General features: G+C 61.0%; 26 protein-coding genes. 16 read left to right on the top strand and 10 right to left on the bottom strand.

Going from position 1 to position 25,817, the window contains the following annotated elements:
• Positions 1-9: 9 nt before the first annotated feature.
• The 11 genes from H2Z84_RS15745 (at position 10) to ggt (ending at position 12,374) form a co-directional block, all read left to right on the top strand.
• Entirely contained in the window at positions 10-1,251 is a 1,242-nt protein-coding gene (locus tag H2Z84_RS15745) for a PP2C family protein-serine/threonine phosphatase (protein ID WP_181836819.1), read from the top strand.
• Positions 1,252-1,282: 31 nt separating this feature from the next.
• On the top strand, positions 1,283-1,843 hold the full coding sequence (locus tag H2Z84_RS15740; protein WP_181836818.1) for a SiaB family protein kinase: 561 nt from the start codon (positions 1,283-1,285) through the stop codon (positions 1,841-1,843).
• 11 nt (positions 1,844-1,854) lie between these two features.
• A complete protein-coding gene (locus H2Z84_RS15735; RefSeq protein ID WP_181836817.1) occupies positions 1,855-2,241 on the top strand; it encodes a DUF1987 domain-containing protein in 387 nt (128 codons plus the stop codon).
• 108 nt (positions 2,242-2,349) lie between these two features.
• Entirely contained in the window at positions 2,350-3,609 is a 1,260-nt protein-coding gene (locus tag H2Z84_RS15730) for a glutamate-5-semialdehyde dehydrogenase (RefSeq protein ID WP_181836816.1), read from the top strand.
• Positions 3,610-3,775: 166 nt separating this feature from the next.
• Positions 3,776-4,228: a DUF2214 family protein gene (locus H2Z84_RS15725; protein WP_181836815.1), complete on the top strand. Its 453-nt coding sequence runs from the start codon at positions 3,776-3,778 to the stop codon at positions 4,226-4,228.
• Positions 4,229-4,307: 79 nt separating this feature from the next.
• Complete coding sequence (locus H2Z84_RS15720) at positions 4,308-4,682, top strand: hypothetical protein (protein WP_181836814.1); 375 nt, start codon at positions 4,308-4,310, stop codon at positions 4,680-4,682.
• Positions 4,683-4,895: 213 nt separating this feature from the next.
• Complete coding sequence (locus H2Z84_RS15715) at positions 4,896-5,654, top strand: alpha/beta fold hydrolase (RefSeq protein ID WP_181836813.1); 759 nt, start codon at positions 4,896-4,898, stop codon at positions 5,652-5,654.
• A gap of 101 nt (positions 5,655-5,755) precedes the next feature.
• Positions 5,756-7,138, top strand: a complete 1,383-nt coding sequence (locus H2Z84_RS15710; protein WP_181836812.1) for a DUF2252 domain-containing protein — start codon at positions 5,756-5,758, stop codon at positions 7,136-7,138.
• Between the two features lie 158 nt (positions 7,139-7,296).
• Positions 7,297-8,907 (top strand): methyl-accepting chemotaxis protein, encoded by a 1,611-nt coding sequence (locus H2Z84_RS15705; RefSeq protein ID WP_181836811.1) that lies wholly within the window; start codon positions 7,297-7,299, stop codon positions 8,905-8,907.
• Positions 8,908-9,120: 213 nt separating this feature from the next.
• Entirely contained in the window at positions 9,121-10,473 is a 1,353-nt protein-coding gene (locus H2Z84_RS15700; RefSeq protein ID WP_181836810.1) for a glutamine synthetase family protein, read from the top strand.
• Positions 10,474-10,655: 182 nt separating this feature from the next.
• Positions 10,656-12,374, top strand: a complete 1,719-nt coding sequence (gene ggt, locus H2Z84_RS15695; RefSeq protein ID WP_181836809.1) for a gamma-glutamyltransferase — start codon at positions 10,656-10,658, stop codon at positions 12,372-12,374.
• Positions 12,375-12,376: 2 nt separating this feature from the next.
• Here ggt and H2Z84_RS15690 read toward each other — a convergent pair whose 3' ends face one another.
• Entirely contained in the window at positions 12,377-12,691 is a 315-nt protein-coding gene (locus tag H2Z84_RS15690; protein ID WP_181836808.1) for a hypothetical protein, read from the bottom strand.
• 209 nt (positions 12,692-12,900) lie between these two features.
• On the opposite strand from H2Z84_RS15690, the gene H2Z84_RS15685 reads away from it, so the two are divergent.
• Positions 12,901-13,419: a universal stress protein gene (locus H2Z84_RS15685; protein ID WP_309545488.1), complete on the top strand. Its 519-nt coding sequence runs from the start codon at positions 12,901-12,903 to the stop codon at positions 13,417-13,419.
• A gap of 102 nt (positions 13,420-13,521) precedes the next feature.
• On the opposite strand, the gene H2Z84_RS15680 is transcribed toward H2Z84_RS15685, so the two are convergent.
• A complete protein-coding gene (locus tag H2Z84_RS15680) occupies positions 13,522-14,274 on the bottom strand; it encodes a TlyA family RNA methyltransferase (protein WP_181836806.1) in 753 nt (250 codons plus the stop codon).
• Positions 14,275-14,703: 429 nt separating this feature from the next.
• Between H2Z84_RS15680 and H2Z84_RS15675 the strand changes: the two genes are divergently transcribed.
• Both H2Z84_RS15675 and H2Z84_RS15670 read left to right on the top strand, forming a co-directional pair.
• The gene (locus tag H2Z84_RS15675) at positions 14,704-16,236 is read left to right on the top strand and encodes a glycine betaine uptake BCCT transporter (RefSeq protein WP_309545487.1); all 1,533 of its coding nucleotides are present in this window, start codon (positions 14,704-14,706) and stop codon (positions 16,234-16,236) included.
• 76 nt (positions 16,237-16,312) lie between these two features.
• A complete protein-coding gene (locus H2Z84_RS15670) occupies positions 16,313-16,942 on the top strand; it encodes a YceH family protein (RefSeq protein WP_181836804.1) in 630 nt (209 codons plus the stop codon).
• A 137-nt stretch (positions 16,943-17,079) separates the two neighbouring features.
• Here H2Z84_RS15670 and H2Z84_RS15665 read toward each other — a convergent pair whose 3' ends face one another.
• The 4 genes from H2Z84_RS15665 to H2Z84_RS15650 form a co-directional block, all read right to left on the bottom strand.
• On the bottom strand, positions 17,080-17,442 hold the full coding sequence (locus H2Z84_RS15665) for a cupin domain-containing protein (RefSeq protein WP_181836803.1): 363 nt from the start codon (positions 17,440-17,442) through the stop codon (positions 17,080-17,082).
• 116 nt (positions 17,443-17,558) lie between these two features.
• Positions 17,559-18,089, bottom strand: coding sequence for an arsinothricin resistance N-acetyltransferase ArsN1 family B (locus H2Z84_RS15660; protein ID WP_181836802.1), 531 nt, complete (start codon positions 18,087-18,089; stop codon positions 17,559-17,561).
• A 59-nt stretch (positions 18,090-18,148) separates the two neighbouring features.
• Entirely contained in the window at positions 18,149-18,859 is a 711-nt protein-coding gene (locus H2Z84_RS15655; RefSeq protein WP_181836801.1) for a glutathione S-transferase C-terminal domain-containing protein, read from the bottom strand.
• A 60-nt stretch (positions 18,860-18,919) separates the two neighbouring features.
• Positions 18,920-20,953 carry a prolyl oligopeptidase family serine peptidase gene (locus H2Z84_RS15650; protein ID WP_181836800.1) on the bottom strand — a complete coding sequence of 678 codons (2,034 nt, stop codon included), beginning with the start codon at positions 20,951-20,953 and terminating at the stop codon, positions 18,920-18,922.
• Between the two features lie 368 nt (positions 20,954-21,321).
• Between H2Z84_RS15650 and H2Z84_RS15645 the strand changes: the two genes are divergently transcribed.
• On the top strand, positions 21,322-21,633 hold the full coding sequence (locus tag H2Z84_RS15645) for a hypothetical protein (RefSeq protein ID WP_181836799.1): 312 nt from the start codon (positions 21,322-21,324) through the stop codon (positions 21,631-21,633).
• Between the two features lie 75 nt (positions 21,634-21,708).
• On the opposite strand, the gene H2Z84_RS15640 is transcribed toward H2Z84_RS15645, so the two are convergent.
• The 3 genes from H2Z84_RS15640 to H2Z84_RS15630 form a co-directional block, all read right to left on the bottom strand.
• A complete protein-coding gene (locus H2Z84_RS15640; RefSeq protein WP_181836798.1) occupies positions 21,709-22,479 on the bottom strand; it encodes an alpha/beta hydrolase in 771 nt (256 codons plus the stop codon).
• A gap of 50 nt (positions 22,480-22,529) precedes the next feature.
• On the bottom strand, positions 22,530-23,558 hold the full coding sequence (gene ltaE / locus H2Z84_RS15635; protein ID WP_181836797.1) for a low-specificity L-threonine aldolase: 1,029 nt from the start codon (positions 23,556-23,558) through the stop codon (positions 22,530-22,532).
• 131 nt (positions 23,559-23,689) lie between these two features.
• Positions 23,690-23,914 carry a hypothetical protein gene (locus H2Z84_RS15630; RefSeq protein WP_103522987.1) on the bottom strand — a complete coding sequence of 75 codons (225 nt, stop codon included), beginning with the start codon at positions 23,912-23,914 and terminating at the stop codon, positions 23,690-23,692.
• Between the two features lie 239 nt (positions 23,915-24,153).
• Between H2Z84_RS15630 and tcdA the strand changes: the two genes are divergently transcribed.
• Entirely contained in the window at positions 24,154-24,939 is a 786-nt protein-coding gene (gene tcdA / locus H2Z84_RS15625) for a tRNA cyclic N6-threonylcarbamoyladenosine(37) synthase TcdA (RefSeq protein WP_181836796.1), read from the top strand.
• 62 nt (positions 24,940-25,001) lie between these two features.
• Here the strand turns inward: tcdA and H2Z84_RS15620 are convergent, their stop codons facing one another.
• A complete protein-coding gene (locus H2Z84_RS15620; protein ID WP_181836795.1) occupies positions 25,002-25,742 on the bottom strand; it encodes a M48 family metallopeptidase in 741 nt (246 codons plus the stop codon).
• Positions 25,743-25,817 lie beyond the last annotated feature (75 nt).

Raw genomic sequence — 25,817 nt, 5'->3', positions numbered from 1 at the left:
GAGAACATCATGCCGCTAGACAGCACACCCCACGCCGCTCGCTCGCAATCCATGGCGGGACATCTGCTGCAAACGCCACCGACCGTCAGCCCCAATGACAACAACTACCATGTGCTGGAACTGTTCACCCAGGACGAAGGGCTGAGCAATATCCCGGTGGTGGAGCAGCAGCGCGCCATCGGCATCATCAACCGCAATACCTTCATGAGCACGCTGGCACGGCCGTTTCATCGCGAAATCTTCGGCCGTAAGCCCTGCACCGCCTTCATGAATGCCAGCCCGCTGATCGTCGACTATCTGACGCCGATTACCGAGCTGTCCTTCATGGCGCTGGAAGCAGACAAAAAAGTGCTGTCGGACGGTTTCATCATCAATCTGGACAATGCCTATGCCGGCATGGGGCTGGGCGTGTCGCTGATGCAGGCACTGGCCGACCAGCAGGCGGAAAAGCACCGCCAGATGATGGAGAGCATCAATTACGCCAGTGTGATCCAGCAGTCCTTCCTGCAAAGCTCGCGCCGCGACATGGCCAGTGCGCTGGATGATTACTTCATGGTGTGGGCACCGCGTGACATCGTCGGTGGCGACTACTACTACTTTGTCAAACGGCCGGACGGCTTCTTTGTCGCCGTCATCGACTGCACCGGCCACGGCGTGCCGGGGGCCTTCATGACGCTGATCATGGCTTCCACACTGAAACAGGTTTTGACCAGCCACGACCTGCACAACCCGGCCGCCCTGCTGCGCGCCATCAACCAGCAGGTGAAGCAGTCGCTGGGCCAGCTCACCCCGGAAGAAGCCGGCCTCGCCGACCACCCGGAGCTGAACTCCGACGACGGCATGGACGGTGCCTTCTGCTGGTTTGACTATGCCAGCCGCACCCTGACCTATGCCTCGGCCAAGACTCCGCTGTTCGTGCTGGAGCCGGGCGCGGACGAAGTCCACACCCTGGATGCCAACAAGAAGGGCGTGGGCTATGTCGGCACCCCGCTGGACTACCAGTGGGACAACCACGCCGTGCAGCTGCCGCCGGGCAGCCGCCTGTATATCAGCACCGACGGCATCATCGACCAGATCGGCGGCCCCAAGCGCATCTGCTTTGGCAAGAAGCGCCTGAAAGAAAACATCCTCAAACATACCGACAAGCCGATGCAGCAACAGCAAAAGCAGCTGATCGACGCCTTCCTCAAATGGCAGGGCGACAACAGCCGCCGCGACGATGTCAGCCTGTTTGGCGTACATCTGCTCTGATCCAGACCCACCCCATCAAGAAAGCACGCGCATGAGCCTGACCGATTTCCACCGCTTCAAGGAACTGGCCCGCCAGGAAAACGTGGTGTTCTATTACACCGGCTATTTCTCGCAAAGCATCGTCACCGCCATGGGCGACTCGCTGCGCCTGCGCCTGTCCAGCCTGGACGCCAGCCAGACCGCCCGCCGCAAGCTGTTTTCCGTCTTCGTGGAAATGGCGCAGAACGTGGTGCATTACTCGGCCGATCACCTGACCGCCAGCGACGACGCCGACCACGAAATCCGCATGGGTTCGCTGTGGGTAGGCGAAGCCGACGGCCACTACTACGTGGTGTGCGCCAACCCCATCAGCCCCACCGGTGCCAGCCACATCCGCGCCAAGCTGGAGCCGCTACGCACCATGACCAACGACGAAATCAAGGCCTTGTACAAGGAAAAGCTGCGCGCTGAAGGCGAGGCAGGCAGCAAGGGGGCCGGCCTGGGCTTTCTCACCGTCGCCCGCGACTCCAGCAACCCCATCGAATTTGATTTTGTTGATGAAGCCGGTAGCAATAGCCCCTTCACTACCTTCTATCTCAAAGCCACCATTTAAAAGCTGCCATCATGCACAACCTGTATATCGCCCCGACTTCGTCCACGCCGGAAGTGAACTTCCAGTTCGACCAGCACCAGCTCAGCCTGCGCGGCGAAAGCTACCCGGAAAACGCCCAAGCCTTTTTCGGCCCCATCATGCAAGCGGTACAAAACTACCTGCCCAGCCTGCAATCCACCGAGATCACCGTGGATATCCAGCTGGCCTACTTCAACAGTTCCAGCACCAAGGTGCTGCTGGAGCTGTTCGCCCTGTTCAACGACGCCGCCGTAGCCGGTAACTATGTCACCCTGAACTGGCACTACATCGAAGACGACGAAACCATCCTCGAATTCGGCCAGGAAGTGGCAGACGATTTCATGGCACTGGACTTCCACCCCTGCGCCATGGTGGGCTAGGCGGCCACGCTGTCTGACAATATCCACTTGCTTGTCACTGGCTGAGCCGGGCAGTTTTGCGGTAATCTGGCTCACTACCCGAAAAGTGATCAGCATCAGGACATTGCCATGAATGTGAAGGACTACATGCAGCGCGTCGGCCAGGCGGCGCGCAAAGCCAGCCGCGCGATTGCCAAGGCCGACACCCGCCAGAAAAACCAGGCACTGAACGCCATGGCCGACGCCATCCTGCGCGACAGTGCCAAACTGCTGGCGGCCAACCAGCAAGATCTGGACGCCGCCCGCGCCGCCGGGCTGGACGCCGCCTTCATCGACCGCCTGGCCTTGTCCGAGGCCACCGTTGCCGGCATGGCCGAAGGCCTGCGCCAGATTGCCAGCCTGCCCGATCCGGTGGGCGAAATGGACGACTTCTGCTACCGCCCGTCCGGCATCCAGCTAGGCAAGATGCGCGTGCCGCTGGGCGTGGTGGGCATCATTTACGAAGCCCGCCCCAACGTCACCGCTGATGCCGCCGGCCTGTGCCTGAAATCCGGCAACGCCACCATCCTGCGTGGCGGCTCGGAAGCCTTCCACAGCAATCAGGCCATTGCCGCCTGCGTGCACGAAGGCTTGCGCCTGGCCGGCCTGCCGGCCGAAGTGGTGCAAGTGGTGGAAACCACCGACCGTGCTGCGGTGGGTGAGCTGATCACCATGCAGGAGTTCGTCGATGTCATCGTGCCGCGCGGTGGCAAGAGCCTGATCGCCCGCATCAGTGCCGAAGCACGCGTGCCGGTGATCAAGCATCTGGACGGCAACTGTCATGTCTATATCGACGACACGGCCAATCCGGAAAAAGCCTTCAATATCGCCATCAACGCCAAAACCCAGCGCTACGCCCCGTGCAACACCATGGAAACCCTGCTGGTGCACACGGCCTTTGCCGAATTCATCCTGCCGCGCCTGGCCGAGGCTTATTGGGAAAAGGGTGTGGAGCTGCGCGGCTGCGAACGCACCCGTGCCATTCTGGGCGACAAGGTAGTGGCAGCGACGGAAGAAGACTGGTTCACCGAATACTCCGCCCCGATTCTGGCCATCAAGGTGGTCAAGGATCTGGACGAAGCCATCGAGCACATCAACCACTACGGCAGCCATCACACCGATGCCATCATCAGCGAGGACTACGGCCGGGCACGCCGTTTCCTGCGCGAAGTGGACTCTTCCAGCGTGATGGTGAATGCCAGCACCCGCTTTGCCGATGGCTTCGAATATGGCCTTGGCGCGGAAATCGGCATTTCCACCGACAAGATCCATGCCCGTGGCCCGGTAGGCCTGGAAGGTCTTACCAGCCAGAAATGGATCGTGCTGGGCGACGGCCAGGTCCGCGGCTGATGTCAGCTGCTCTGAGAAAAACCGGCTGCGGCCGGTTTTTTTACGCCCGCCGCCGACTGGCAAATATCACAGCCATCATGGTCATGACAGACAAATAGCGTTGAATGCTTGCCAGCCGCAGCCAGCTTCACTAGTGTAGTCAGACTTGGCTGGCCGGGGGGTCATCATGCTGCAATGGCTGTTTGCCACGCTTCATCTGCTGGCCCTGGGCTGCGGCCTGGGTGCGCTTGCCGCACGTGGTCGCAATCTGGCTCCGCCACTGGATGCCCCCGCCCTGACGCGCTGCCTGCGCGCCGACAATTGGTGGCGGCACAGCCTGCTGTTGTGGCTGTGCAGCGGCACCGGACTGGCTTATTACCATGCAGCCCTGCTGTGGCAGCAAGGCCGGCCGGTCCCGCTGGCCATGGCCAAGTTGTTGGGCATTGTCCTGCTACTACTGCTGGAATGGCGTACCCGCCCGCTGATCAGCCAATGCCGGCAACGGCTGGAACGCGGCCGCCTGCCTGCAGACGAGCTTTGTAGACAACTGGCACGGCACAGCCGTCGGCAATTGCTGTTGTTGTTGCTGCTGGTGCTGCTGTCCAGCGCCTGGCAAACCGGCGCTTTCAACACTCCTTAACATCTGTTGCCGCAACAGGGCGGAACCAGTGGGCGCTGCCAGGCCTCCATCCGCATATCACTTGCCAGAGCCCAGCCCCATGCCAAAGCCATTCCCGACTCCGACATTGCGCCAATCCCTGTACCGCGTGCTGCTGCTAACCATCCTGCTGGCCTGCCCCGCCCTAGCTCGTGCTGACAGCAGCTTGCAACTGACATCCGACAAAAGCCCGGCTGCCGTGGCAGATTGCCTGAAACAGGGCATCCATCAATTGAAGATTCCCGACGACTACGTGCAGCGTGAAAGCAAGGCCGACGGCATGGAGACCATCAAGCTGCTCAACCCGGTCAGCGGCAACACCAGCCTGGAAGTCGATGTGCAGCCAGATGGCGAACACAGCCGCTTGCAGGTCGACCAGAACGGCATCCCGCTAACACCGCCTTGGCTGCGGCTGATCAAGCGCTGCGCCAGCTGATATCCAACTGTGGATAAGTTTCCCACCAACACCAACTCTGTGGATGGCCGGGATAAATCCTGAACAAGCTGTGCATAAGACCGCATATGGTGCCATCAATACGTGACAATGCCCCGACGGCAATGACAGGCCAGCTGTGCATGCTTTTACAAACACCTCATCCGTTGTGGATGATGTGCATAGCCTGTGCATGAATCTGTGGACAAACAGACAATGACAATCACCACAACATCGACGATAGCCCATATCGAAAGGAATGCTGCCCTGCCCCGCCAGGCCTTTAGCCTACCGTTTGCCACTACCCTGCTACGCGGCGACTGCTGCAATAGCCCAGCTCCCCTGCGCCACTTGCTGCTGCTACACGGTGCCGGACAAGCCGACCGCTCCAGCTATCTGCCATTAAGACAGCATTTGCAGTCACAGCGGGTTGCCAGCAGCGCTTTTGACTTCATCGGCCACGGCGAAACCGGAGGTAGCCTGCTGGGGTCCAGCCTGCGCCAGCGCGTGGAGCAAGCCCTGGCGGTATACCGTCATTGCCATGCGGACAACAAGCCGGTGGCGCTACTGGGTAGCAGCATGGGGGCTTATATCGCCCTGCACCTGCTGGAGCAGCTACCCTGCAGCCACCTGATCCTGCAAGTACCCGGCGCCTACACCCCACAAGCCTTTGATGTCCCGTTCGGCCCTGCCTTCAGCGCCATGCTGCGCCAGCCACTCAGCTGGCTGGATAGCGATGCCTGGTCGCGCCTGCAGCAATTTCGCGGTCATGTGCTGATCGTGGCAGCCAAGCAGGACGCGGTGATTCCGCGCAGCTTGATTGAAAAACTGTATGCCAGCACCAGCCAGTGCCGCAGTAGCCAACTATTGTGGCTGGCCGGGGCGGGCCACCAGTTGCAGCAACACTGGCAAGCGCAGCCCACTGCCGCCTTGCACTACCACCGGCAATTACTGCACTTCCTGCAGCAGGACTAGCCACCGACAGTCCGGTGATGGCAAATGACATCCAATCATCAATTTTTCATGTCTGCAGGATTACACTGTGCTGAATTGTCATCTTCAGCCTGTTACCTGCCATGCCCACTCCTGCCCATCCGCAATATGAAATACGCCTTGCCGCCGGCAAGGCACGTCGTGAACGCTGCTCGCGTACCCTGCAGGCTCAATGCCAACTGAGTCCGCAGCGCGACGTGGTTGCCATGCTGCGCCACACCTCGGCAGGCCGCGTCTCCTCCCTGATCCCGTTGCGCTATAGCCGTATGCAGGCTTCGCCCTTTGCCTTCTTCCGTGGCATGGCGATGATCCAGGCTGCCGATCTGGCCGTGACACCCAATAGCGGCATCACCCTGCAAACCTGCGGCGATGCCCACCTGATGAACTACGGCTTCTTTGCTTCGCCGGAACGCCAGCTGATGTTTGACATCAACGACTTCGACGAAACACATCAGGCACCATGGGAATGGGACATCAAGCGCCTGGCGGTCAGCGTGGTGCTGGCCGCACGCAATCGCGGCTTCAGCAACAGTGCAGCGCGGCAGGCGGTGTGCCAGCTGGTGGGAACCTATCGCCGGCGCATGCAGGAATATGCCCAGATGAGTCAGCTGGAATTGTGGTACTGCAAGGTAGGCTTCGAACAATTGCTGGCACGGGCCAGCAACGACACCATCCGCCAGCAGTTGCTGAAGCTGGCCGACAAGGCACGCGGCCAGACCCAGGAAAAGCTGCTGCCCAAGATGACCGTGCTGGAAGACGGCAGCCTGCGCCTGCGCGACAACCCGCCAGTCATCTTCCACATGCAACAGCAAGACCAGGTCTGGGGTAATGACGAACACTGGCTGGGCGATGGCACACCACACGACTTGCTGCAGCCCATGCTGGCCGAATACAGCGCCACGCTGAAGGAAGACCGCCGCACCCTGCTCAGCCGCTTCCGGCTGGTGGATGCCGCCTTCAAGGTAGTCGGGGTAGGTAGTGTCGGCACCCGCTGCCTGGTGATGCTGCTGCAGGACGAATACGACCAGCCGCTATTCCTGCAATTGAAAGAAGCACGCAGCTCGGTACTGGAGCCCTACACCCAGCAATGCGTACACGGCCATCAGGGCAAGCGCGTTGTGTTTGGCCAGCGGCTGATGCAGGCGGCCAGCGACCTGTTCCTGGGCTGGACTAGCGGGCCGGGTGAGCGCCATTTCTATGTGCGCCAGCTGCGCGACATGAAAGCAGCGCCGGCACTGGAGTCATTCGACTCACCGGAAAGCCTGGCGGCATTTGGCCAGGCTTGTGCCTGGGCCCTGGCACGCGCACATGCCAAATCCGGTGGCCGGGCTGCGGAAATGGCGGGCTATATCGGCCAGTCGGACAAATTCGACCAGGCCATTGCCAGCTATGCCATGAGTTATGCCGATCAGGTCGAACTTGATTTCACAGTTTTTACTGCCGCTTTATCCGAGCAAAGACTATAAGTAGAGAATCCGCAGCAATAAGCTAGCGACTAGGGGTTTTCAGCAGTTATTTCTGCTCGACCCAGCGTTTAGTATTAACAATGCTGCGGTAAATTTGCTGCAACATTTTACAGACCACGCCATTTTAAAAACTATCTCCAGCCAAGGGGACTGCCATCGTGCGCGTCAATACCCGCTTGCTCATCATCATTGCTGCCAGTCTGATCGCGCTGATCACGCTGGCCGCCACCTCGCTGTACATCACCCGTAGCACGCTGCAGAGCGAAAAGCACGAACAGATCACCCTGTTGCTGCGCATGGCCGAGAACACGCTGGATTATTACGCCAAGCAGGAAGCCAGCGGCAAACTCAGCCGGCAGCAGGCACAGGACATGGCACGCAAGACGCTGAAGGCACTGAAGGTGAATGACATCTACTTCTTTGCCCGCGACAGCGACAACCGCCTGGTGCTGCACCCCAAGACTGAGCGTGAAGGCAAGGTGGACATGGGTAGCACCGTGCCCGATGGCCGCACCACGGTAGCCGTCTACAACGAGGCACTGCAAAAAGACCATTACGGCATCGTCACCATCCTGACCTCACGCGGGGCCAGCAAGGAACAGCTGCCCAAGCTCAACGGCGTGGTGCGCTTCGACCCCTGGGGCTGGACGGTGGGTACCGGCTTCTTCATTGATGACATCGACGCCTTGTTCTGGCGTCAGGGCACTATCCTGCTGATTCTCAGCGGGGTTTCGGTGCTGGCCCTCATCCTGCTGGGCAGTGCCATGTCGCGCAGCATCGTACGCTCGCTGGGTGGCGAGCCTGGCTATGCGGCGCAAGTGGTACGCCAGATTGCCCAGGGCGACCTGACCCAGCAAATTCAGGTCAACGGCCCGCCACAAAGCCTGCTGGCTGCCATGCACGAAATGCAGCAGAAGCTGCGCGAAATGATCAACCAGATTCGCCAGTCCACCGACGATATCGGCCACGCCGGCCAGCAGCTGTCGACGCAAATGAACAAGGTGGACGAAGTGTCCGGCATTGCCAGCAATTCCACCGCCTCTGCAGCGGCCTCCATCGAGCAGCTATCGGTCAGCATTGATCACGTCAAGGATAATGCCGGCGGCTCGGAAGAGGGTGCCCGCCGCTCCAGCCAGCTGGCACGTGAGGGTGAACTGGTGGCCAAGGAAGCGGCCAGCGGCATCGAATCCATCGCCAGCCAGGTGGGCGATGTCAGCGATCTGGTTGGCAGCCTGGCCGAGCGCACCCGTAACATCAGTGGTATTGCCGAGACCATTCGCGACATCGCCAACCAGACCAATCTGCTGGCACTGAATGCCGCCATCGAGGCCGCCCGTGCCGGTGAAATGGGCCGTGGCTTTGCCGTGGTAGCCGACGAAGTACGCAAGCTGGCCGAGCGCACCGCCAGCGCCACCAATGAAATCACCAGCATCGTCCAGGCCGTGGTGGATGAAACCGGCACCGTGGCCGGCCGCATGCAGGAAATCCGCCCGGCCGTGCAGCTTGGGGTAGGCAAGGCCAATCAGGCCGCCCAAACGCTGGATACCATCAGCCGCCAGGCCCACAGCGCACTGGAAAGCCTGCATTCCGTCGTGAGTGCCATGACCGAGCAAAGCCAGGCCGGTGCGAATATCGCCGTCAGCGTGGAGCAGGTAGCCGGTGTGGTGGAAGAAACCCAAAGCTCGGTCAAGCTGGCTGTCGATGCCATGCAGAATATCGACCAGCACGCCCGCCAGCTGCACCAGTCGGTATCACGTTTCCGACTGTAAGCTCTCTGTTCCTGCTTGTGATCAAACCGGCCTTGCCTGGATGCAGGGCCGGTTTTTTTATTGGCCATGACCAGCCGCATCGACGTCGCGCTTGCCCTCCCTCCTGCCGGTGGCATAATGCCCACAGGGCTCAGCCCGCAAAATCAAAAAAATGCAGCACCGACAGACAGGCAGATAGATGAAACAATCGAGAACACTCCAGGGGAGACCTGCATGTCCCAACACTCCATCACGGCCGCTCAAGCCGAATGGTTGACTCAGCAAAACGTCCGTGACGTTGAGCTGGCCTTTGCTGATGTCAGTGGCTTTGCCCGTGGCAAAACCCTGCCCGCCAAGGCCCTGATCAAGGGCCAGGAATTGCGTATTGCCCGTGCCGTCGCCATCCAGACCTGCGTGGGCGAATTTCCCGACTACCGCTTTTATGGCGAAAACGACCCCGATGTCGTGCTGCGCCCGGATTTCGCCACCCTGCGCCCGGTACCGTGGGCCAAAACCCCGCGTGCCATGGTGGTGTGCGACAACATCGACCACGATGGCAGCCTGTCGCCGCTGGCTCCACGTTCGGCACTGAAGAACATCCTGGCGCGCTACCAGGCACGGGGCTGGACCCCGGTGGTGGCCCCGGAGCTGGAGTTTTACATCTTCGATGCGCACGCCAATCCGGACCAGGCCTTCCAGGCACCGGCCCTGCGTACCGGCCGCCGCGAAACCGGCTTCGATGCCTTCAGCTTTTCCACGCTCAACGATCTGGAAGGCTTTTTCGACGACCTGTACCGCGCCTGTGAGCAACTGGGCATCCAGACCGACACCTATGTGCACGAAATGGGCCCCAGCCAGTTCGAGATCAACCTCAAGCATGGCAATGCGCTGGAGCTGGCCGACCAGACCTTCCTGTTCAAGTACGCGCTGAAGGAAATCGGCTACCAGCACGGTCTGACCGTGGTCTGCATGGCCAAGCCGCTGCCGGGGCAGCCGGGTAGTTCGATGCACTTGCACCAGAGCGTGGTGGATGGCCAGGGCAATAATGTGTTCAGCCAGGCCAATGGCGAGGCCAGCGCCGAGTTTTTCCATTACATTGGTGGCCTGCAACAGTATCTGCCGCACCTGATGCCGCTGTTCTGCCCCAGCCCCAATTCCTTCCGCCGCTTCGTCAAGGGCCTGGCCGCACCGGTCAATGTCAGCTGGGGCGTGGACAACCGCTCGGTCGGCATCCGGGTGCCGGTTTCCGGCCCGGAAGCCCGTCGTGTGGAAAACCGCCTGCCCGGCTGTGATGCCAATGCCTACCTGTCGCTGGCCGCCAGCCTGGGTGCAGGGCTGCTCGGCGTAGAAGAAAAGCTCAGCCCGAGCGAGCCGGCTGTTGGCAATGTCTTCAACAATGCCGACGCCGCCACCCTGCCCAATACCCTGGATGCCGCCTGCGCCCTGATGGCCGCTCATGACACGGCCGAACGCCTGTTCGGCAGCGAATTCAGCGCAGCCTATCTGGCGGTCAAGGATGTGGAACTCAGCCATTTCCACAACCAGATCACGCCATGGGAGCGCCAATACCTGGCCACCCTGTCCTGATACAGTCGTGAAATTAATAACGGCCTGCCACAGCAATGTGCCAGGCCGTTTTTCATGGCTGACCGCGCTGAATTGACCCTCACCCGGTGCTGTCGCACCATTGTCCACATGCCTTTCACGCCGCCCGCCACCTCCGGCGAGGCCATGGCTGACCCACCCCATCGCAAGCGAGGTTCATCTTCATGCTGTTACGCAGTCTGCTGCTTTTGCTGTGCGCCCTGCCCGCCCTGGCGGAAACCGCTGCTCCGGAAGCTGCCAGCGGCTTTAGCCCCCGCCCCGCCGTCAGTGCACGCAACAGCATGGTATCGACCGCCAATCCTTATGCCAGCAAGGCTGCACTGGAAATCATGCAGCGCGGTGGCAGCGCCATTGATGCCGCCATCGCCGCCCAGCTGGTGCTGGGCCTGACCGAACCACAATCATCAGGCATCGGTGGTGGCGCCTTCATGCTGTATTACGATGGCCACAAGCTTACTAGCTTCGATGGCCGGGAGACCGCGCCGGCCACGGCCGATGGCAAGCTGTTCCTGCAAGCGCAGGGCCAGCCCATGGACTTTTATCAGGCGGTAGTGGGTGGGCGCTCGGTTGGGGTACCCGGCGTTCTGGCCATGCTGAAGCTGGCACACCAGCAGGGTGGCCACCTGCCATGGGCCAGCTTGTTCCAGCCGGCCATCCAGCTGGCACAACAGGGTTTTGCCATTTCACCAAGGTTGTACAGCCTGCTTACCAGCGACCGGTTTCTGCGGGAAGATGAGGCCGCGCGGCGCTATTTCTATCAGCCCGATGGCCAGCCCAAGCCCATGGGCAGCCTGCTGAAAAACCCCGAGTATGCCGCGACCTTAGAGCTGATTGCCCGCCGCGGCCCACGTGCCTTTTACGAAGGTGAGATCGGCGCTGCCATCATCGCCAAGGTCAATCAACATCCGCGCAATCCGGGCCGCATGCTGCCCGCCGATCTGGCAGCCTATCAGGCCATCGAACGCAAACCGCTGTGCGCTCCCTATCGCAGCTGGCAAGTCTGCGGTATGGATGCCCCCAGCTCTGGCGGCGTGGCAGTGCTGCAAATGCTGGGCATGCTGCAACGCTTCCCGCTGGCGGACATGTCCCCCACCGCCGGCTCCACCATTCACCTGTTCGCCGAAGCGGGCAAACTGGCCTTTGCCGATCGCAACCGCTACCTGGCCGACCCGGCCTTTGCCAGCGTCCCCAGCACGGCACTGGTCGCCACCGATTATGTGCAGCAACGCAGCCAATTGATCCGGCCAGAGCGCAGCATGGGCACGGCCAGCGCCGGTGAGCCAGCTGGCGTCAAACTATCGGCCTATGGCAGGGATAATGCGGTGGAATTGCCCAGCACCTCGCATCTCAATATCGTGGATCGGCAAGGACGGGTGGTCAGCATGACCAGCTCGATTGAAGACCAGTTTGGCAGCCGCATGCTGGTCAAGGGCTTTTTGCTCAATAACCAGCTGACCGATTTTTCCTTCGCGCCGGAAGACAAGGGCCAGCCGGTGGCCAACCGGGTGGAGGCACGCAAGCGGCCGCGCAGTAGCATGTCACCCACAATGGTATTCGACAGCAAGGGGCAGTTCCTGCTGGCTACTGGCTCACCCGGTGGCAGCCAGATCATCGGCTACGTGGCCCAGACACTGATCGCCCTGCTGGATTGGAAACTGGACCCACAACAGGCGGTCAGCCTGGCGCACTATGGCAACCGCAATGGTGCCACCGAACTGGAAGCTGGGCAGGGGCTGGATGTGCAGGCCAGTACGCTGACGGCGCTGGGCCATCAGGTGAAGATGGTGGAAATGACCAGTGGCCTGTCGGCGCTGGTCAAAACTGCTAACGGTTATATCGGCGGCGCAGATCCGCGCCGCGAAGGGTTGGTGCTCGGCCGCTAAGGCTAGCGGCGGCTGGCCTGCAGGCGCTGGGCCAGTTGCTCGATCGCACCATCGCGGCTGATCGGCGGGATATTCTGGTGCTGTTCGGCCATGATCCACTTTTCCACTACCGAACGGTCACCGCGGGCAGCCTTGAGCAACAAGCCGAATGCGTGGCCCGTGCTGTGTTCCAGCGGCTCCAGTGGCCGGGATTGGGTATGTGCTGCGTAGATGCGGCTATCGTCCGCTCCCTTCCTGTTGTTGCGCTTGCCCGATTTCAGACTCCAGGCAACGATGGCAGCAATGACCAGCAAGGACAGCAAAGCAAAGATCAACATGATGTAAAACCATCCCCCTCAATGTGCGAATAGGTCAAACCACAATAGCGGCTGACCATGGGCTCACGCATTAAACGTGGCACATGGCCTGTTCGAATTTGCTATAGATCAAGTGCATAACAATTAGTTCGGAGAGTCTTTCATCTGCCGCGAGTATCCTGAAATCAAACAAGGCATTCAGCCGCTTCTGTCCGCCCGGCAAGGCTGTCATGGGCAGACAGCGCCGCCATCTGACCTGGCGCGAGCGACGGTTTTCTGAGGAGCACTCCATGTATCAACACATTGTTATTGCAGTAGATGGTAGCCGAACTTCTGCAAAGGCTCTAGCCGAGGCACTACGTATTGCAAAAATGGCGCAATCCAGGCTGTCGCTGGTGCATGTGGCCAGTTTGCGCGACATGGCCATCGAGGGCGTGGGTGCGCTGGATACCCATCAGCTGCATGATCTGGCTTTCCGTCAGGCACGCGAGGTGCTGGACAAGGCAGAAAAGCAGGCCATCAACGAAGGCGTCAGCCGGGTGGACTGCCACATCGCAGAAAGCTGGGAGGGCGGCAAGGACATGGCCGATGCGCTGATCCGTTTTGCTGACAGCCACCAGGCCGAACTGATCGTCATCGGCACCCATGGCCGCAGCGGGCTGGCTCACCTGATGCTGGGCAGCTTTGCTGAAAACGTCATGCGCAAAACCCACTGCCCGCTGCTGGTGGTGCGTGGCGAGGAAGACTGAACCACCCCACAGCCGATATCCCACCGCACCGTCAGGCCACAGGCAAGGTGGCTGGTGCCATCCGCAGAGTGCGCGATGCCTCTGCGGATTTTCTTTGTACGCTCAATAGACAGCCCTGCGTGCCAGTACGAAGAACTCGCGGTTGCCATCGGCACCGGTCAGCGGGCTGTCAAACCACTGCTCAACCTCCCAGTCCAGATCGTCCAGACAATTACTGATCTTCTCCTGCACACCAGCAAACAGGCTTTCATCGCGTACGATGCCACCATGTCCCAGCGCGCCGCGCCCCACCTCGAACTGCGGTTTGACCAGGCCCAGCAAACGGCCATTCTCCCCCAGCAAAGGCAGGGCCGATGGCAGGATCAGCGTCAGCGAGATAAACGACACATCGCACACCATCAGGTCGAAAGGCTGGCCATCATTGGCCTGCAGTAAAGTCCGGCTATCCAGCGCACGCGCATTCACCCCTTCAAAACAGCGTACGCGTGGGTCATCCCACAGCCTGGGGTGCAGCTGATCATGGCCAACATCCACACCCACCACATACTCGGCCCCGGCCTGTAAGGCGCAATCGGTAAAGCCGCCGGTAGACTGCCCCACATCCAGCACTCGCCAGCCGGTGATATCCAGCCCGGCCTGGCGCAAGGCCCCATCCAGCTTCTGCCCGCCACGGGAGACGAAGCGGTCGGCCGGATCCGGCCTGACCTGCAAGGGTGTGCCAGCGGGAAACTTTGAGCTGGCCTTGCTGATGACCTGGCCGTCCAGGCTGACCCGGCCGCTTTCCAGCAGGCTTTGTGCCGCCGTCCGCGAAGTGGCAAGTCCTTGTTCCACCAACAGAAGATCCACCCGCTTCATCACCGTTTCCTTGCATGCTTTTCGAAAGGCGACAGGTTGGCCAGTCCGCCGCATGCTGTCAAGCATCCATCCGTTTGGCAGCCCCCAAGCTGCAAGGCAAAGCGCCGGGCAGGCGCAGGCCCTGGCGGCTGTTTCGCTCATTCATTCCGGTATATTTGTTTACAACAATTTACTAATAATGTTATGGTAAAAAGGCAATGTCTTGAATTCATTCAATTATCCATAAGGGCAGCCTAGCCACTGCCGCCCGTTTCAGACTGCCTCGCCGTGTTGCATCGTGACTTGCCATGCAACAGCAGCCACACCATCTGCCGGCCACCCGCAGCGCCCCTGCGCCTGCCCGGGTGACCGCCTTGCCCCATCCTGCCAGTCAATGCCGCTCTGCCCGGCTATCTGCTGGCTGACCGATAAAAGGAGACAAGCTTGGTCTTGCGACTATCCCTGTTACTGACTGCCCTGTTTGTGTTGTTCGGCGCACTCGCGCCCCAACAGCTGGCCGACTCCACCGCCGCCTTGCTGGCCTATACCATTTCCCGCTTCGGCTGGTTTTACCTGCTCAGCGTATTCGGCTTTATGGTGTTTGCGCTGTATCTGGCCTTTGGCCGTTTCGGCCATATCCGGCTGGGCAAAGCAGATGAGGAGCCGGAATTTTCCCGTGGCAGCTGGTTTGCCATGCTGTTTTCTGCCGGCATGGGCATCGGCCTGGTGTTCTGGGGCGTGGCTGAACCGCTGTCCCATTTTGCCACGCCGGCCAATGCTGCCGTCACGCCACAGTCGGCCGATGCAGCGCGGGCGGCCATGCGTTATGCCTTCTTCCACTGGGGCCTGCACCCCTGGGCCATCTACAGCCTGATGGGCCTGATCCTGGCCTATTTCAAATTCAATCGCGGCACCCCTGGGCTGATCAGTGCGGCATTCCGTCCGCTACTGGGCGCGCGGGTGGATGGCCCCATCGGCAAGGCAATCGATACCCTGGCCGTACTGGCCACGGTATTCGGCGTGGCCACCTCGCTGGGCTTTGGCACCTTGCAGATCGAAAGCGGCCTGCAAATGCTGTTCGGTCTGCAGGCGTCGCCCTGGCTGACCTTTGCCATCGTCGCCATCGCTACCGTGTTGTTTTTGCTGTCCTCACTCACCGGCCTGTCGCGCGGTATCAAGTGGCTGTCCAATCTCAACATCCTGCTGGCCTGCGGCTTGATGCTGCTGCTAGTGGTACTGGGCCCCAGCGGTTTTATCTTTGATACCTTCACCACCACTTTCGGCGATTATCTGGGCAATCTCACCAGCATGAGCCTGCGCATGTCGCCCTTCAGCCAGAGCAGCTGGATTGCCAGCTGGACACTGTTTTACTGGGCCTGGTGGGTAACCTGGGCACCGTTTGTCGGCATGTTCATTGCCCGGGTTTCACGCGGACGCACCATTCGTGAATTCGTGGTGGGGGTGATGCTGGTGCCGGCTCTGGCCAGCTTTGTCTGGTTTGCCGTATTCGGCGGTACCGCACTGGAGCTGCAACTGTTTGGCGGGGCCGACCTGGTCAGCGCGGTGAAACAGGATGTCTCCACCGCGCTGTACGTGATGTTCGACTACCTGCCGGGTGGGCGGGCGCTGTCCATGCTGGCCATGTTGCTGGTGGTCAGTTTCTTCGTCACCTCGGCCGATTCCGCCACCTTTGTACTGGGCATGCTGTCCTCCGGCGGCTCGCTCAATCCGGGACACCGGGTCAAGCTGATCTGGGGCGTGCTGCTGTCGGCCATTGCCCTGGTGCTGTTGTCCAGCGGCGGATTGAAGGGTTTGCAGACCATGTCCATCGTGGCGGCGCTGCCCTTTATGCTGATCATGATCGGCATGGCAATTTCGCTGTACAAAGCTCTGGCCGAAGATGAGGATGCCGCCCGCCTGCGCGAGATCCAGCGCCTGCACCAGCTGGATGCCCTGCTAGCGAAGCAACCACCACCACGCTGAGCAGTGGAGGCGACAAAGCTTGGTTGCCGGACGCGCTTGGTGCGATGATGTGCGCATTGCAACAAGGGAGCACACGATGGATACACACCAACTGGATGCCGCGGAAGTGCGGGTACTGGGCGCACTGGTCGAGAAACAGGCGCTGACACCCGATGCCTACCCGCTGACGCTGAACAGCCTGTCCTCCGCCTGCAATCAGCTCACCAGCCGCGAGCCGGTGATGCAGTTGTCCGATGCCGAGCTGAGCGCCGCACTGGCCAGCCTGATGGCGAAAAAACTGGTCACCGAGCGGCTGCCGGCCGGCAGCCGGGTCGCCAAGTATGAACATCGCCTGAACTATGAATGGAATATCGATGGCGCACGGCAGGCCGCACTGGTGCTGTTGATGCTGCGCGGCCCGCAGACCAGCGCGGAAATCCGCACCCGTTCCGGCCGCATCTACAGCTTTGGTGGCGTGGAAGAGGTAGAAGGCGCGCTGGAAGCGCTGGCCGACAAATACCCGCCGCTGGTCATGAAACTACCCCGCCAGCCGGGTGAGCGTGAGGCGCGCTGGTGCCACTTGCTGAGTGGCGAACCCAGCCCGAATGAAATCAGCGCCGCTGCCATCATTGATGTCGGTGTCGCCGGGCGGGTAGCGGCACTGGAAGCCGAAGTGGCCGCGCTCAAGGCCCGGCTGCAACAGCTGGAGCACAGCCTGGGCGAATAAAAGCCGCGAACAAAAACCCTGTTGCGGCCTTGCCCCAGGGTGCTGCACTATCTTGTTCGCCGCTCTAAGTCTTGCTGTTGATCAGTAATAGCAAAGCCCCGCCTGTGCGGGGCTTTGCTTTGTCCGGCAAGGCGGGACTATTTGGCCTCAAAGATGGCGTAGGTCTTGCGCGCCGGCTCCAGCACCTCCCACACCCCCTCGAAACCAGCCGGAATGACGAAATGGTCGCCGGCATACAGCTCCACGCTATCGCCCTGCTTGTCGGTCAGGCGCACATAGCCTTCCAGCAGGGTGCAGAATTCGTGCTCGCTGTATTTCACCTTCCAGCTGCCACGGCCGCCACTCCAGATTCCGGCATGAAACTGGCCGCTGGGGTCGGAGTAATGGTTCTCTACAGTCTGGGCACATTCGCCCTCGATACGGCGCTCGTCCGCTGCGTTGAATTGCTCGACCCGTACCGGGTTGCGTTGAAACACGATGATGTCGCTGGCCTGTGTCATGTCGGCTCCTCCTCTAATTATTTGATCAAATTTGTCACAAAGCGCGGCAGCTGTCCAAGGGTTTGCACGCACCATACTGGTGAGGTGGTGGCTTCACAACGGCGCAGATGGCGCGATCAGCCAGCATCCGGCAGTGGTGGGCCATCATTGAGCTTGAGCTCCCAATAGCCCACATCCAGCCAGCGGCCCGCCTTCCAACCCACCTCGTGAAACGTGGCCACTTGGCGGAAACCTAGCCCCTCGTGCAGGGCCGCGCTGGCTGGATTGGGCAGGGCAATGCCGCCAATGGCCATATGCACGCCCAACACACGCAGCGCTTGCAGCAAGGCACGGTACAGCCGGCTACCCAAGCCCTGGCCACGGGCGGCCGCGGCAAAATACACCGAGGTTTCCACCGCAAAGCGATAAGCGTGGCGCACCCGCCAGCGCGTGGCATAGGCATAGCCCAGCAGCTCGCCATGCAGCTCCACCACCAGCCAGGGCAGGCCCTGCTCACCCACCTTGCGTATGCGCTCGACCATTTCCTGCTCGGTCACCGCCTGCTCCTCAAAACTGATGGTGGTGTCCAGCACGTAGGGATTGTAAATCGCCACAATGCTGGCGGCGTCGGCCAGCGTGGCCGGACGGATGTGGATGTCTTGACTCATGCTCAGGGTCTGCGGCGGGATGATGCTGCTGTGCTGTGCAAGAAACGCGCCAGTCATGTTCAGACCGTCCAGTCAGGAAAGTATTGCCGGCGCAGCCGCTCGACATAAGCCTGCAGATTGGCATGCTGCCGCACCGCCTGCTTGCAGGGGGTGTCGCCCAGTGTGGCCAGCCAGGTCGACGCGAGAAAGGCAAACACCGTGGCATCCAGCCAGCTCGGCGAATCGCCCAGCATATAAGGCTTATCACCCAGCAGGGCGGCCAGGCTGGCCACATCCAGCTGCAACAGCCGCTGGCGTTCGGCCGGGCTGAAGCGGCCCAGGCCTTGTGCCTGCAGATTGGCGCGCACCTTGCGCCGGATCATCCCGGTGACGAGGCCACGCAGCAAAAATGGCAGGCGCTGGAAAAACAGCGCCGGCCCCAGCGCGAAGGTGGCGTCGTCCAGCCAGCGTTCATGTACCGCACACCAGTACAGATGATCGCTGCACAGGCACTCCACGCTCCAGGCCAGTGCCTTGTCGGTCTCCGACAGCCCAGCGTCCAGCGTGATGCCATGCTGCTCGGCCAGATGCAGGCGGATCAGTGTGGAATCCGGCACTTGCGTGCCGGCGTCGTCGATATAGGGCAGCTTGCCCTTGGGCGCACGGCGCATGCTGCCACGCAGCTTGCGATATGGCAGGCCGGATAGCTTGAGCAGCATCTCGGCCTTCAGCACAAAGGGGCTGGCATCGGGCAGGCCAAAGGCCGGGCCAAACACATACAGGGTGATCACGGGCGTCTCCTTGGCAGCAAACGCCCAGACTAGCACCAGCCAGGCACCATGACGATGGCTTCAGTCCATCAGCCGCTGATACAGATACACCAGCACCCGCGCCAACTCGTCGGCAGTCTGCTGCTGGCCGGCATTGCCGGTATGGCCGCCAGCATCGGTTTCGATCAGCAGCGCAGCGTGGCCCAGCTCTTGCAAGCGCGCCACCATCTTGCGCGCATGGCCAGGGTGTACCCGGTCGTCGCGCGCACTGGTGGTAAACAGCGCCAGCGGATAGGCCGCCTCCGGCTTGATCTGGTGATAAGGCGAATAGGCGGCCAGCGCCGCCGCCTCGTCCGGATTGGCCGGATCGCCGTATTCGTCTATCCAGCTGGCCCCCGCCAGCAGCTCGGTGTAGCGCAGCATGTCCAGCAGCGGCACTTCGCACACCACCGCCTTGAACAGCTCCGGCCGACGCACCATGCAGGCCGCCACCAGCAAGCCGCCATTGCTGCCGCCTTCTATCCCCAGGCGGGCGGGCGAGGTCAGCCCGCTGGCAATCAAGGCTTCGGCCACCGCGCAGAAGTCGTCAAAGGAAACCGGGCGCTTGACCCCTTGCGCAGCCTGATGCCAGCCGGGACCGAATTCGCCGCCGCCACGGATGCAGGCCAGCACGAAAGCCCCACCCTGCTCCAGCCAGTGTGCACCGAAGTTTTCCACGTAGTAGGGCATCATCGGCACTTCGAAGCCGCCATAGCCATACAGCAGGGTCGGTGTGCGGCCATCCAGCACCACATCGCGGGCACGTACCACGAAATAGGGAATCGCCACCCCGTCCGGCGCCGTCGCCCAGCATTGCTCGGCCACAAAACGGCTGGCATCAAAGGCGGCAGGCTGCTGACGCAGGCATTCCTGCTGGCCACTGGCCACATCCAGCCGATACAGGCCGGTGGGATTAAGGAAATCGCTGAAGCTATAACACAGCACTTCGCTGTCCCAGGGTTGATCGGCAAACTCGATCACCCCGGAATCCGGCACCGGCAGGCTGCGCGGTTGCCACTGCGCGCCATGCAGGTCAAACGCCTGCAGACGGCTGCGCACATTGTCGATCAGGTTCACCACCACGCTGCTGCGGGTGGTTTCCACCGACTCGATGGCCAGCCGCGGCGCCGGCGGCACCAGGCACTGCACCACCCCCTCACCGCCCAGCAAGTGCTCCAGCGGTACCGCCAGCAGGCTGCCAGCCAGATGGACCACACCCTGCCACGGCCAGTCTTCGGCCAGCTTGACGATGAACTGGCCATGCAGATAGCCCTCGATATCCGCCTTGGCCGGCAGTGGCAGCGGCCGGGTTTGCAGCTCGGCATCGATCAGATGGTAGGTCTTGCTGTAAAAGCCGTCGGCCGCTTCGATCAGGTCCAGCACGCCGTCCGTGCCATCCAGATAGCGCCAGGCCGCCACCATCATGGCCCCCTTGGGGGCAACAAACAGCTGCTGCCATTGATGCTGGCCATCGGCCGCCCGCTCCACCAGCCAGACCTCGCTGGGATAGCCGGAACGCGTGAGCGGCGCGCCCTTCCAGCCCGGGCAGACAAACACACTGTCCGGGTCACGCCAGGCGATATGGTTCTTGCCCTTGGGAAAGCGCAAGCCCTGCTCCACCCAGGCGGCGGCATCCAGATCGTATTCCCAGGCCAGGCTGGCATCCCCACCACCCTCACTCAGATGCACCAGTACCCGCGTGGGTGCCACCGTGCAATGCGCCACCCCATCCAGAAACCAATCCTTGCCGGCCTCGGCCGCCAGCGCATCCACATCCAGCACCGTCTGCCACTGTTGGCTACCTGCCCGGTAAGCCGCCAGTGTGCTGCGGCGGTAAATGCCACGCGGATGGGTTTCATCCTGGTGGAAGTTGTACAGCCAGCCTGCGTGCTCGGAAAAGAAGGGGATCTGCCGCGTATCGCGCAGGTGCGCCAGGATGTCGCGCTGCAAAGGCGCATAGCGTGCATCAGCATCCAGCAGGGCCTGGGTGCGGCTGTTCTGCGCTGCAACCCACTGCTGGACAGCAGGGTCGTCGAGGCTTTCCAGCCACAGGTGGGAATCGGGAAGGTGGGGCATGACAGGACCAGAAATTCAGACAGGCGCACAGCTTAGCACCGACACCCGCTAGCAATGAATCAAACACGCGACAGGAGAATACGCTCAACCCATCCTTTAGGACTGGGTCATCCGTGCAAATACTCTGCACTTTTGCAAAAGGTCAAAAAAACCTCGCAATTAAACCTGTATTTTTAACAAAATATTTCAAAAAAATGTATTTCTTTCAAACAAAAAACCAAAACCGTTGTTTTTATAAGTTCTTATTCAAAAAGTTTCCGGAACGCTTCAGCAATCGATAACTAGCAGTTTTCTAGCCTATTTCCTATAACAAGTGTAGAAATTTCTTATTTAATACATCTGTTTACTTATTAATCTTGGAAATAATCATGAAAAACCTGCTCGCCGCACTCAGTATCCTGCTGCTTAGCAGCAACGGCGCCGCCGCCAGCACCGGCACCATCAGTTTTCATGGCGCCATCGTCAATACACCCTGCATCATCCCGGCCGAAACCTGGATGAACTACGCCCAGCACCCGGCCGCCTACAAAATGGCGCGCGAGGCGGCGGCCAACCCCAGCTGCGCCGGCCCGGCAGAGACACTGTCGGTAGCGGTATCCCGCTACACCCCCTCATCCCAGGTCAGTAGTGACTTGCTGGGCAAGCCGGCCAAGAGCATCGTCACCGTGGTTTACCAGTAACGCCACAATAGCCGCAAAGCAGCCGCTGCCGTGTCCGGCACTCGGGTAGGGCAGCAGCGGGCAGCTACACCATGCTCAGGGCTGATGCTGTTTTATCCAGGCCGCGACCTGACTGATGACTTCATTCTCGATGCCGTTATAACCATGTGCGGCCCAAGGCTGGCAGGGGTCGCCCCGGTCCTGTCCGCCATCAAACTCCAGCAGGGCGTGCGGCAGAGCCTTAAGCAACCCGTCCAGTATCGGCTGCACATTGGCTGGCAGACTTTCCTTGCACTGGTCATGCCGGTGCTGTACCAGCAACACCGGCAGGCTGAGCTGTGGCAAATCCATGGCAGCGACATTGCCCCGGTCGTGATTGATGGTGGAGGTCAACACCAGCCCGGCCACACGCGCTTGCAGGCGGATACCGATGGCCGCAGCCGAAGTAGTGCCACGGCTGGTGCCCACCAGCCATACCGGCACAGCGGCCCGACGGCGCAGCTCATCGATCACCACGGCCATATCGGCCGCATGCTCGGCGCTGCTGCGAAAATCGTTGCGGCTGATATTGTCCGGATGGTCGGATGGCGCATCCACCACCGCTACCTGAAAGCCCTGCTCCGCCCAGCGCTGGCGGGTCCTGACCAGAAAGTTGCCGACACCGGCACGCAGCTGGCCGCTATCGCTCAGTTTCAGCGTGCCCTCACCACCGGTAAACAGGATCAGGCTGGCCACGGGCTTGCCAACAGGCTCCAGCAACAACAGCCGCTGCGTCACTCCCGGACGGCTACTGAGCGTGAGCATCTGCTCATCGGCCAGCGCCCGGCCGCAACACAATGCCAACAACAAGATCCATACGCTTTTCATGCTGCCTCCCTCTGTTTTGCAGCCACCATCCGGCAGTGATCGGGCCCCGGTCAGTCGCTCAGCACCCGCTGGAATACTTCCAGTCCCTGGTCGATGGCCTCGCGGCTGACCTGCCAGTGCGTTACCAGCCGCATGCGTCCGCCTTCCGGGGGATTGGCCTTGATGCCGGCAGCACTCAGCGCCGCCATCAGTTCGCTGATATCGATATCGGCCAGCAAACGGAACCACACCATATTGATGTGCACATCGGCGATGTCGACTTCGATGCAGGGCATGCCGGCCAGTTGCTCGGCCAGATAGCGCGCATTGGCATGGTCTTCGGGCAGACGCGGCACCATTTCGGTCAGTGCCAGCAGACCCGGTGCAGCCAGCACGCCAGCCTGACGCCAGCCGCCGCCCAGTAATTTGCGGTTGTAGCGGGCACGGGCAATAAAGTCGGCCGAACCGGCCAGGATGGAGCCAACCGGTGCCGCCAGGCCCTTGGACAGGCAGCACATCACCGTGTCGGCGTGGCGGGTGATGTCCTGCACATCACAGCCCAGATAGGTGGCGGCATTGAAGACCCGCGCACCATCCAGATGAACCGGCACACCATGGCGGCGGGCAATGTCGGCAGTGCGCTGCATGATATCCAGCGGAATCACCCGGCCATTGCTATGGGCGTTTTCCAGGCAGATCAGCCCGGTTTTGGGCCAATGCACATCCTGCCCCACGCGGATGCGGGCTTCGATTTCCTGCGGGTCCATCACCCCCTTGTCGCTGGCAATGGTGCGCAGCTGCACGCCACCAATCACCGCCGCTCCACCGGTTTCGTGCCAGACGATATGGCAGTCGTCGCCCAGAATCACCTCGTTGCCACGCTGACAGTGGGTGAAGATGGCCAGCTGATTGCCGAAATTGCCGGTGGGCACAAACAGCGCGGCCTCCTTGCCCAGCAGCCGGGCGGCCAGGGCTTCCAGTTCGACCACGGTCGGGTCGTCACCATAGACATCGTCGCCCACCACGGCATGGGCCATGGCGTGACGCATGGCCTGGGTGGGTTGGGTAACGGTGTCACTGCGCATATCAATCCACTGCATGCTGTGCTCCTGCAAATGAAAGCGGCGGCCATATAGGCCGCCGTACGAGGAAATTTCTGAATCAGGCCCTGCCTGATTGTGCCAGCAAACGGGTTGCCGGGGGCAGTACGCAGATTGTGGGGATCACTCCATCAGGGTATTCGATATGCCTGCTTCAGTTCGCTGACACGGCGTTGAGCAGCCAGCATGGCCGTGCTGTTCATCGAGATATCGCTGCCGCACTGGCAGCGCAGGGTATGGTCGGGGGACAGGGCTTTCAGATGATGGCGGTTTTCATGGCCGCACTGCACGCAGGCGATGACGACGGTGGCGTTGTAATGCTTGTCCAGGTCGATATCGAAACTCGGTAGCTTCATGGGAGACTCCCTTGAGATCACGGAGGCAGGCCCGGCTCAGAGGAATGCCGGTGTGCATTCTTGACGGACCCACAGACAAGGATAGGCAAGCGCAGGGAAAGTTCCAATAAATCAGCTGCTTGTTCTCAGTGAGTAACTGCCCGCTGTTGCAGACTGGCCGCAGCCGTTTTCAGTCACAGCACTGGTCAGTCAGCCCGCGCTTGGTTATGCTTGGCCGTTTTTCCGTACCGGATACCCCGATGTCGCACGATGCTGATCTTGAACGCCGCTTTGGCGGTATTGCCCGCCTGTACGGCGCAGAGGCGCTGAACCGTTTCCAGCAGGCACATGTCTGTGTGGTGGGTGTGGGTGGGGTGGGTTCCTGGGCGGTGGAAGCACTGGCACGCAGCGCCATCGGCCGCCTGACGCTGATCGATCTGGACAATATTGCCGAATCCAACACCAATCGCCAGCTGCCGGCGCTGGACCCGCATTACGGCATGGCCAAGGTGACGGCGCTGGCCGAACGCGTGCATGCCATCAATCCGGCCTGCGTGGTGCAGGAAATCGAGGATTTCGTCACCGAAGACAATCTGGATACCATGCTGGGCCAGGACTTCGATTTCATCATCGACTGCATCGACAATCTGCGGGTCAAAACCGCCATGGCTGCCTGGTGCGTGCGTCGTCGTCAGCCGTTTATCGTGTCTGGCGGTGCTGGTGGCCAGATGGACCCGACCAAGATCCAGCTGGCAGATCTGGGCGAGGTCACTTACGACCCGCTATTGTCCAAGCTGCGCTACAACCTGCGCCGTTACCATGGTTTCCCGCGCGATGCCGGCAAAAAGCTGCAGGTTCCCTGCGTGTTCTCCACCGAACAGCTGGTCTACCCCGACACGCAAAGCTGCGATGCCGACAGCAGCCGTGGTCCGCAGGGCCTGTCCTGCGCCGGCTTCGGTGCCGGCATGGTTGTCACCGCCAGCTTTGGGCTGGTAGCGGTGTCGCATGCACTTAAACAACTGGCCAAGCCGGCGAAAAAGCGCTAAGCCGTACTGGCAAACAAAAAGGCCTCCACACGGAGGCCTTTTTTGCGACAGGCAGAAACCGATCAGTTGGCGATCAGCTTTTCCACCTTGGTGGCGCGCTCGCCCGGAGCCGGGTGGCTGGCCAGCATGCTGCTGTCGTTGCCGTACAGCTCGGCCAGCTTGCGCAGGGCGGACGGTGCGCCTTGCACATTGTAGTTGTGGCGCTTGAGGAAGCCCACGCCATAGGCGTCGGCATCGCTTTCTTGCGATTGCGAGAACTGGGCGTTGACGATGGCTTCGGCGAAATTGCCCAGGTCAGACTCGCTCAGGGCAGCGGCAGTGCTGTTGCCGCTGCTACCGGCAGCCTTGCGCGCCGCAGAGGCGGAGTAAGCCAGCTGCATGGCTTTCTTGGTGTGACCCAGCTTCACGTGGCCGATTTCATGGCCGATCACGAAACGCACCTGGTCGTCATCCATCTTGTCCAGCAGGCCGCTGTAAACGCGCACGGTGCCATCTGCCATGGCAAAGGCGTTCACTTCCTTGGTCTGATAGACCTTGAAGTTCAGCTTGGTGCCGTCTTCGCTATCCAGACCCTTGACGATCTTGGCCAGGCGCTTGCCATAGGTGCTGGAGGGAGCGGCGACCTTGTTTTTCTTGTCCATGGCCACGCTGGATTCAGCGGCCAGGCTCTTCACGTCAGCATCACTCAGGGTAGCGGCCTTGAGCAGGTCGCTGCCGGAGCTGAGCATGCCGTTCAGATCGAAAGCCTGGGCGGCGCCAGACAGGGACAATGCCAATACTAGAGCGAGGTGCAATTTTTTCATCACGAAATCCTGTTTTTTTAAAAAGCGCTAACATGCTAGCGTAATTTTTCGTGAAACAACAGCCCACTTGGTTAA

This window comes from Aquitalea aquatica (assembly GCF_013911085.1).
In the GTDB taxonomy this organism is placed as follows: Bacteria; Pseudomonadota; Gammaproteobacteria; order Burkholderiales; family Chromobacteriaceae; genus Aquitalea; species Aquitalea aquatica.
This window is presented reverse-complemented; position numbering and strand designations above follow the sequence as displayed.

What these genes read in the sequence shown, in the direction of transcription:
- H2Z84_RS15715 (WP_181836813.1), top strand. Translation starts at nt 4,896, where the DNA reads ATGACAATCACCACAACATCGACGATAGCCCATATCGAAAGGAATGCT.
- H2Z84_RS15700 (WP_181836810.1), top strand. Translation starts at nt 9,121, where the DNA reads ATGTCCCAACACTCCATCACGGCCGCTCAAGCCGAATGGTTGACTCAG.
- tcdA (WP_181836796.1), top strand. Translation starts at nt 24,154, where the DNA reads ATGTCGCACGATGCTGATCTTGAACGCCGCTTTGGCGGTATTGCCCGC.
- H2Z84_RS15665 (WP_181836803.1), bottom strand. Translation starts at nt 17,442, where the DNA reads ATGACACAGGCCAGCGACATCATCGTGTTTCAACGCAACCCGGTACGG.
- H2Z84_RS15690 (WP_181836808.1), bottom strand. Translation starts at nt 12,691, where the DNA reads ATGTTGATCTTTGCTTTGCTGTCCTTGCTGGTCATTGCTGCCATCGTT.
- H2Z84_RS15630 (WP_103522987.1), bottom strand. Translation starts at nt 23,914, where the DNA reads ATGAAGCTACCGAGTTTCGATATCGACCTGGACAAGCATTACAACGCC.
- H2Z84_RS15620 (WP_181836795.1), bottom strand. Translation starts at nt 25,742, where the DNA reads ATGAAAAAATTGCACCTCGCTCTAGTATTGGCATTGTCCCTGTCTGGC.
- H2Z84_RS15645 (WP_181836799.1), top strand. Translation starts at nt 21,322, where the DNA reads ATGAAAAACCTGCTCGCCGCACTCAGTATCCTGCTGCTTAGCAGCAAC.
- ggt (WP_181836809.1), top strand. Translation starts at nt 10,656, where the DNA reads ATGCTGTTACGCAGTCTGCTGCTTTTGCTGTGCGCCCTGCCCGCCCTG.
- H2Z84_RS15735 (WP_181836817.1), top strand. Translation starts at nt 1,855, where the DNA reads ATGCACAACCTGTATATCGCCCCGACTTCGTCCACGCCGGAAGTGAAC.
- H2Z84_RS15660 (WP_181836802.1), bottom strand. Translation starts at nt 18,089, where the DNA reads ATGAGTCAAGACATCCACATCCGTCCGGCCACGCTGGCCGACGCCGCC.
- ltaE (WP_181836797.1), bottom strand. Translation starts at nt 23,558, where the DNA reads ATGCAGTGGATTGATATGCGCAGTGACACCGTTACCCAACCCACCCAG.
- H2Z84_RS15670 (WP_181836804.1), top strand. Translation starts at nt 16,313, where the DNA reads ATGGATACACACCAACTGGATGCCGCGGAAGTGCGGGTACTGGGCGCA.
- H2Z84_RS15720 (WP_181836814.1), top strand. Translation starts at nt 4,308, where the DNA reads ATGCCAAAGCCATTCCCGACTCCGACATTGCGCCAATCCCTGTACCGC.
- H2Z84_RS15685 (WP_309545488.1), top strand. Translation starts at nt 12,901, where the DNA reads ATGGGCAGACAGCGCCGCCATCTGACCTGGCGCGAGCGACGGTTTTCT.
- H2Z84_RS15640 (WP_181836798.1), bottom strand. Translation starts at nt 22,479, where the DNA reads ATGAAAAGCGTATGGATCTTGTTGTTGGCATTGTGTTGCGGCCGGGCG.
- H2Z84_RS15710 (WP_181836812.1), top strand. Translation starts at nt 5,756, where the DNA reads ATGCCCACTCCTGCCCATCCGCAATATGAAATACGCCTTGCCGCCGGC.
- H2Z84_RS15740 (WP_181836818.1), top strand. Translation starts at nt 1,283, where the DNA reads ATGAGCCTGACCGATTTCCACCGCTTCAAGGAACTGGCCCGCCAGGAA.
- H2Z84_RS15730 (WP_181836816.1), top strand. Translation starts at nt 2,350, where the DNA reads ATGAATGTGAAGGACTACATGCAGCGCGTCGGCCAGGCGGCGCGCAAA.
- H2Z84_RS15650 (WP_181836800.1), bottom strand. Translation starts at nt 20,953, where the DNA reads ATGCCCCACCTTCCCGATTCCCACCTGTGGCTGGAAAGCCTCGACGAC.
- H2Z84_RS15680 (WP_181836806.1), bottom strand. Translation starts at nt 14,274, where the DNA reads ATGAAGCGGGTGGATCTTCTGTTGGTGGAACAAGGACTTGCCACTTCG.
- H2Z84_RS15745 (WP_181836819.1), top strand. Translation starts at nt 10, where the DNA reads ATGCCGCTAGACAGCACACCCCACGCCGCTCGCTCGCAATCCATGGCG.
- H2Z84_RS15725 (WP_181836815.1), top strand. Translation starts at nt 3,776, where the DNA reads ATGCTGCAATGGCTGTTTGCCACGCTTCATCTGCTGGCCCTGGGCTGC.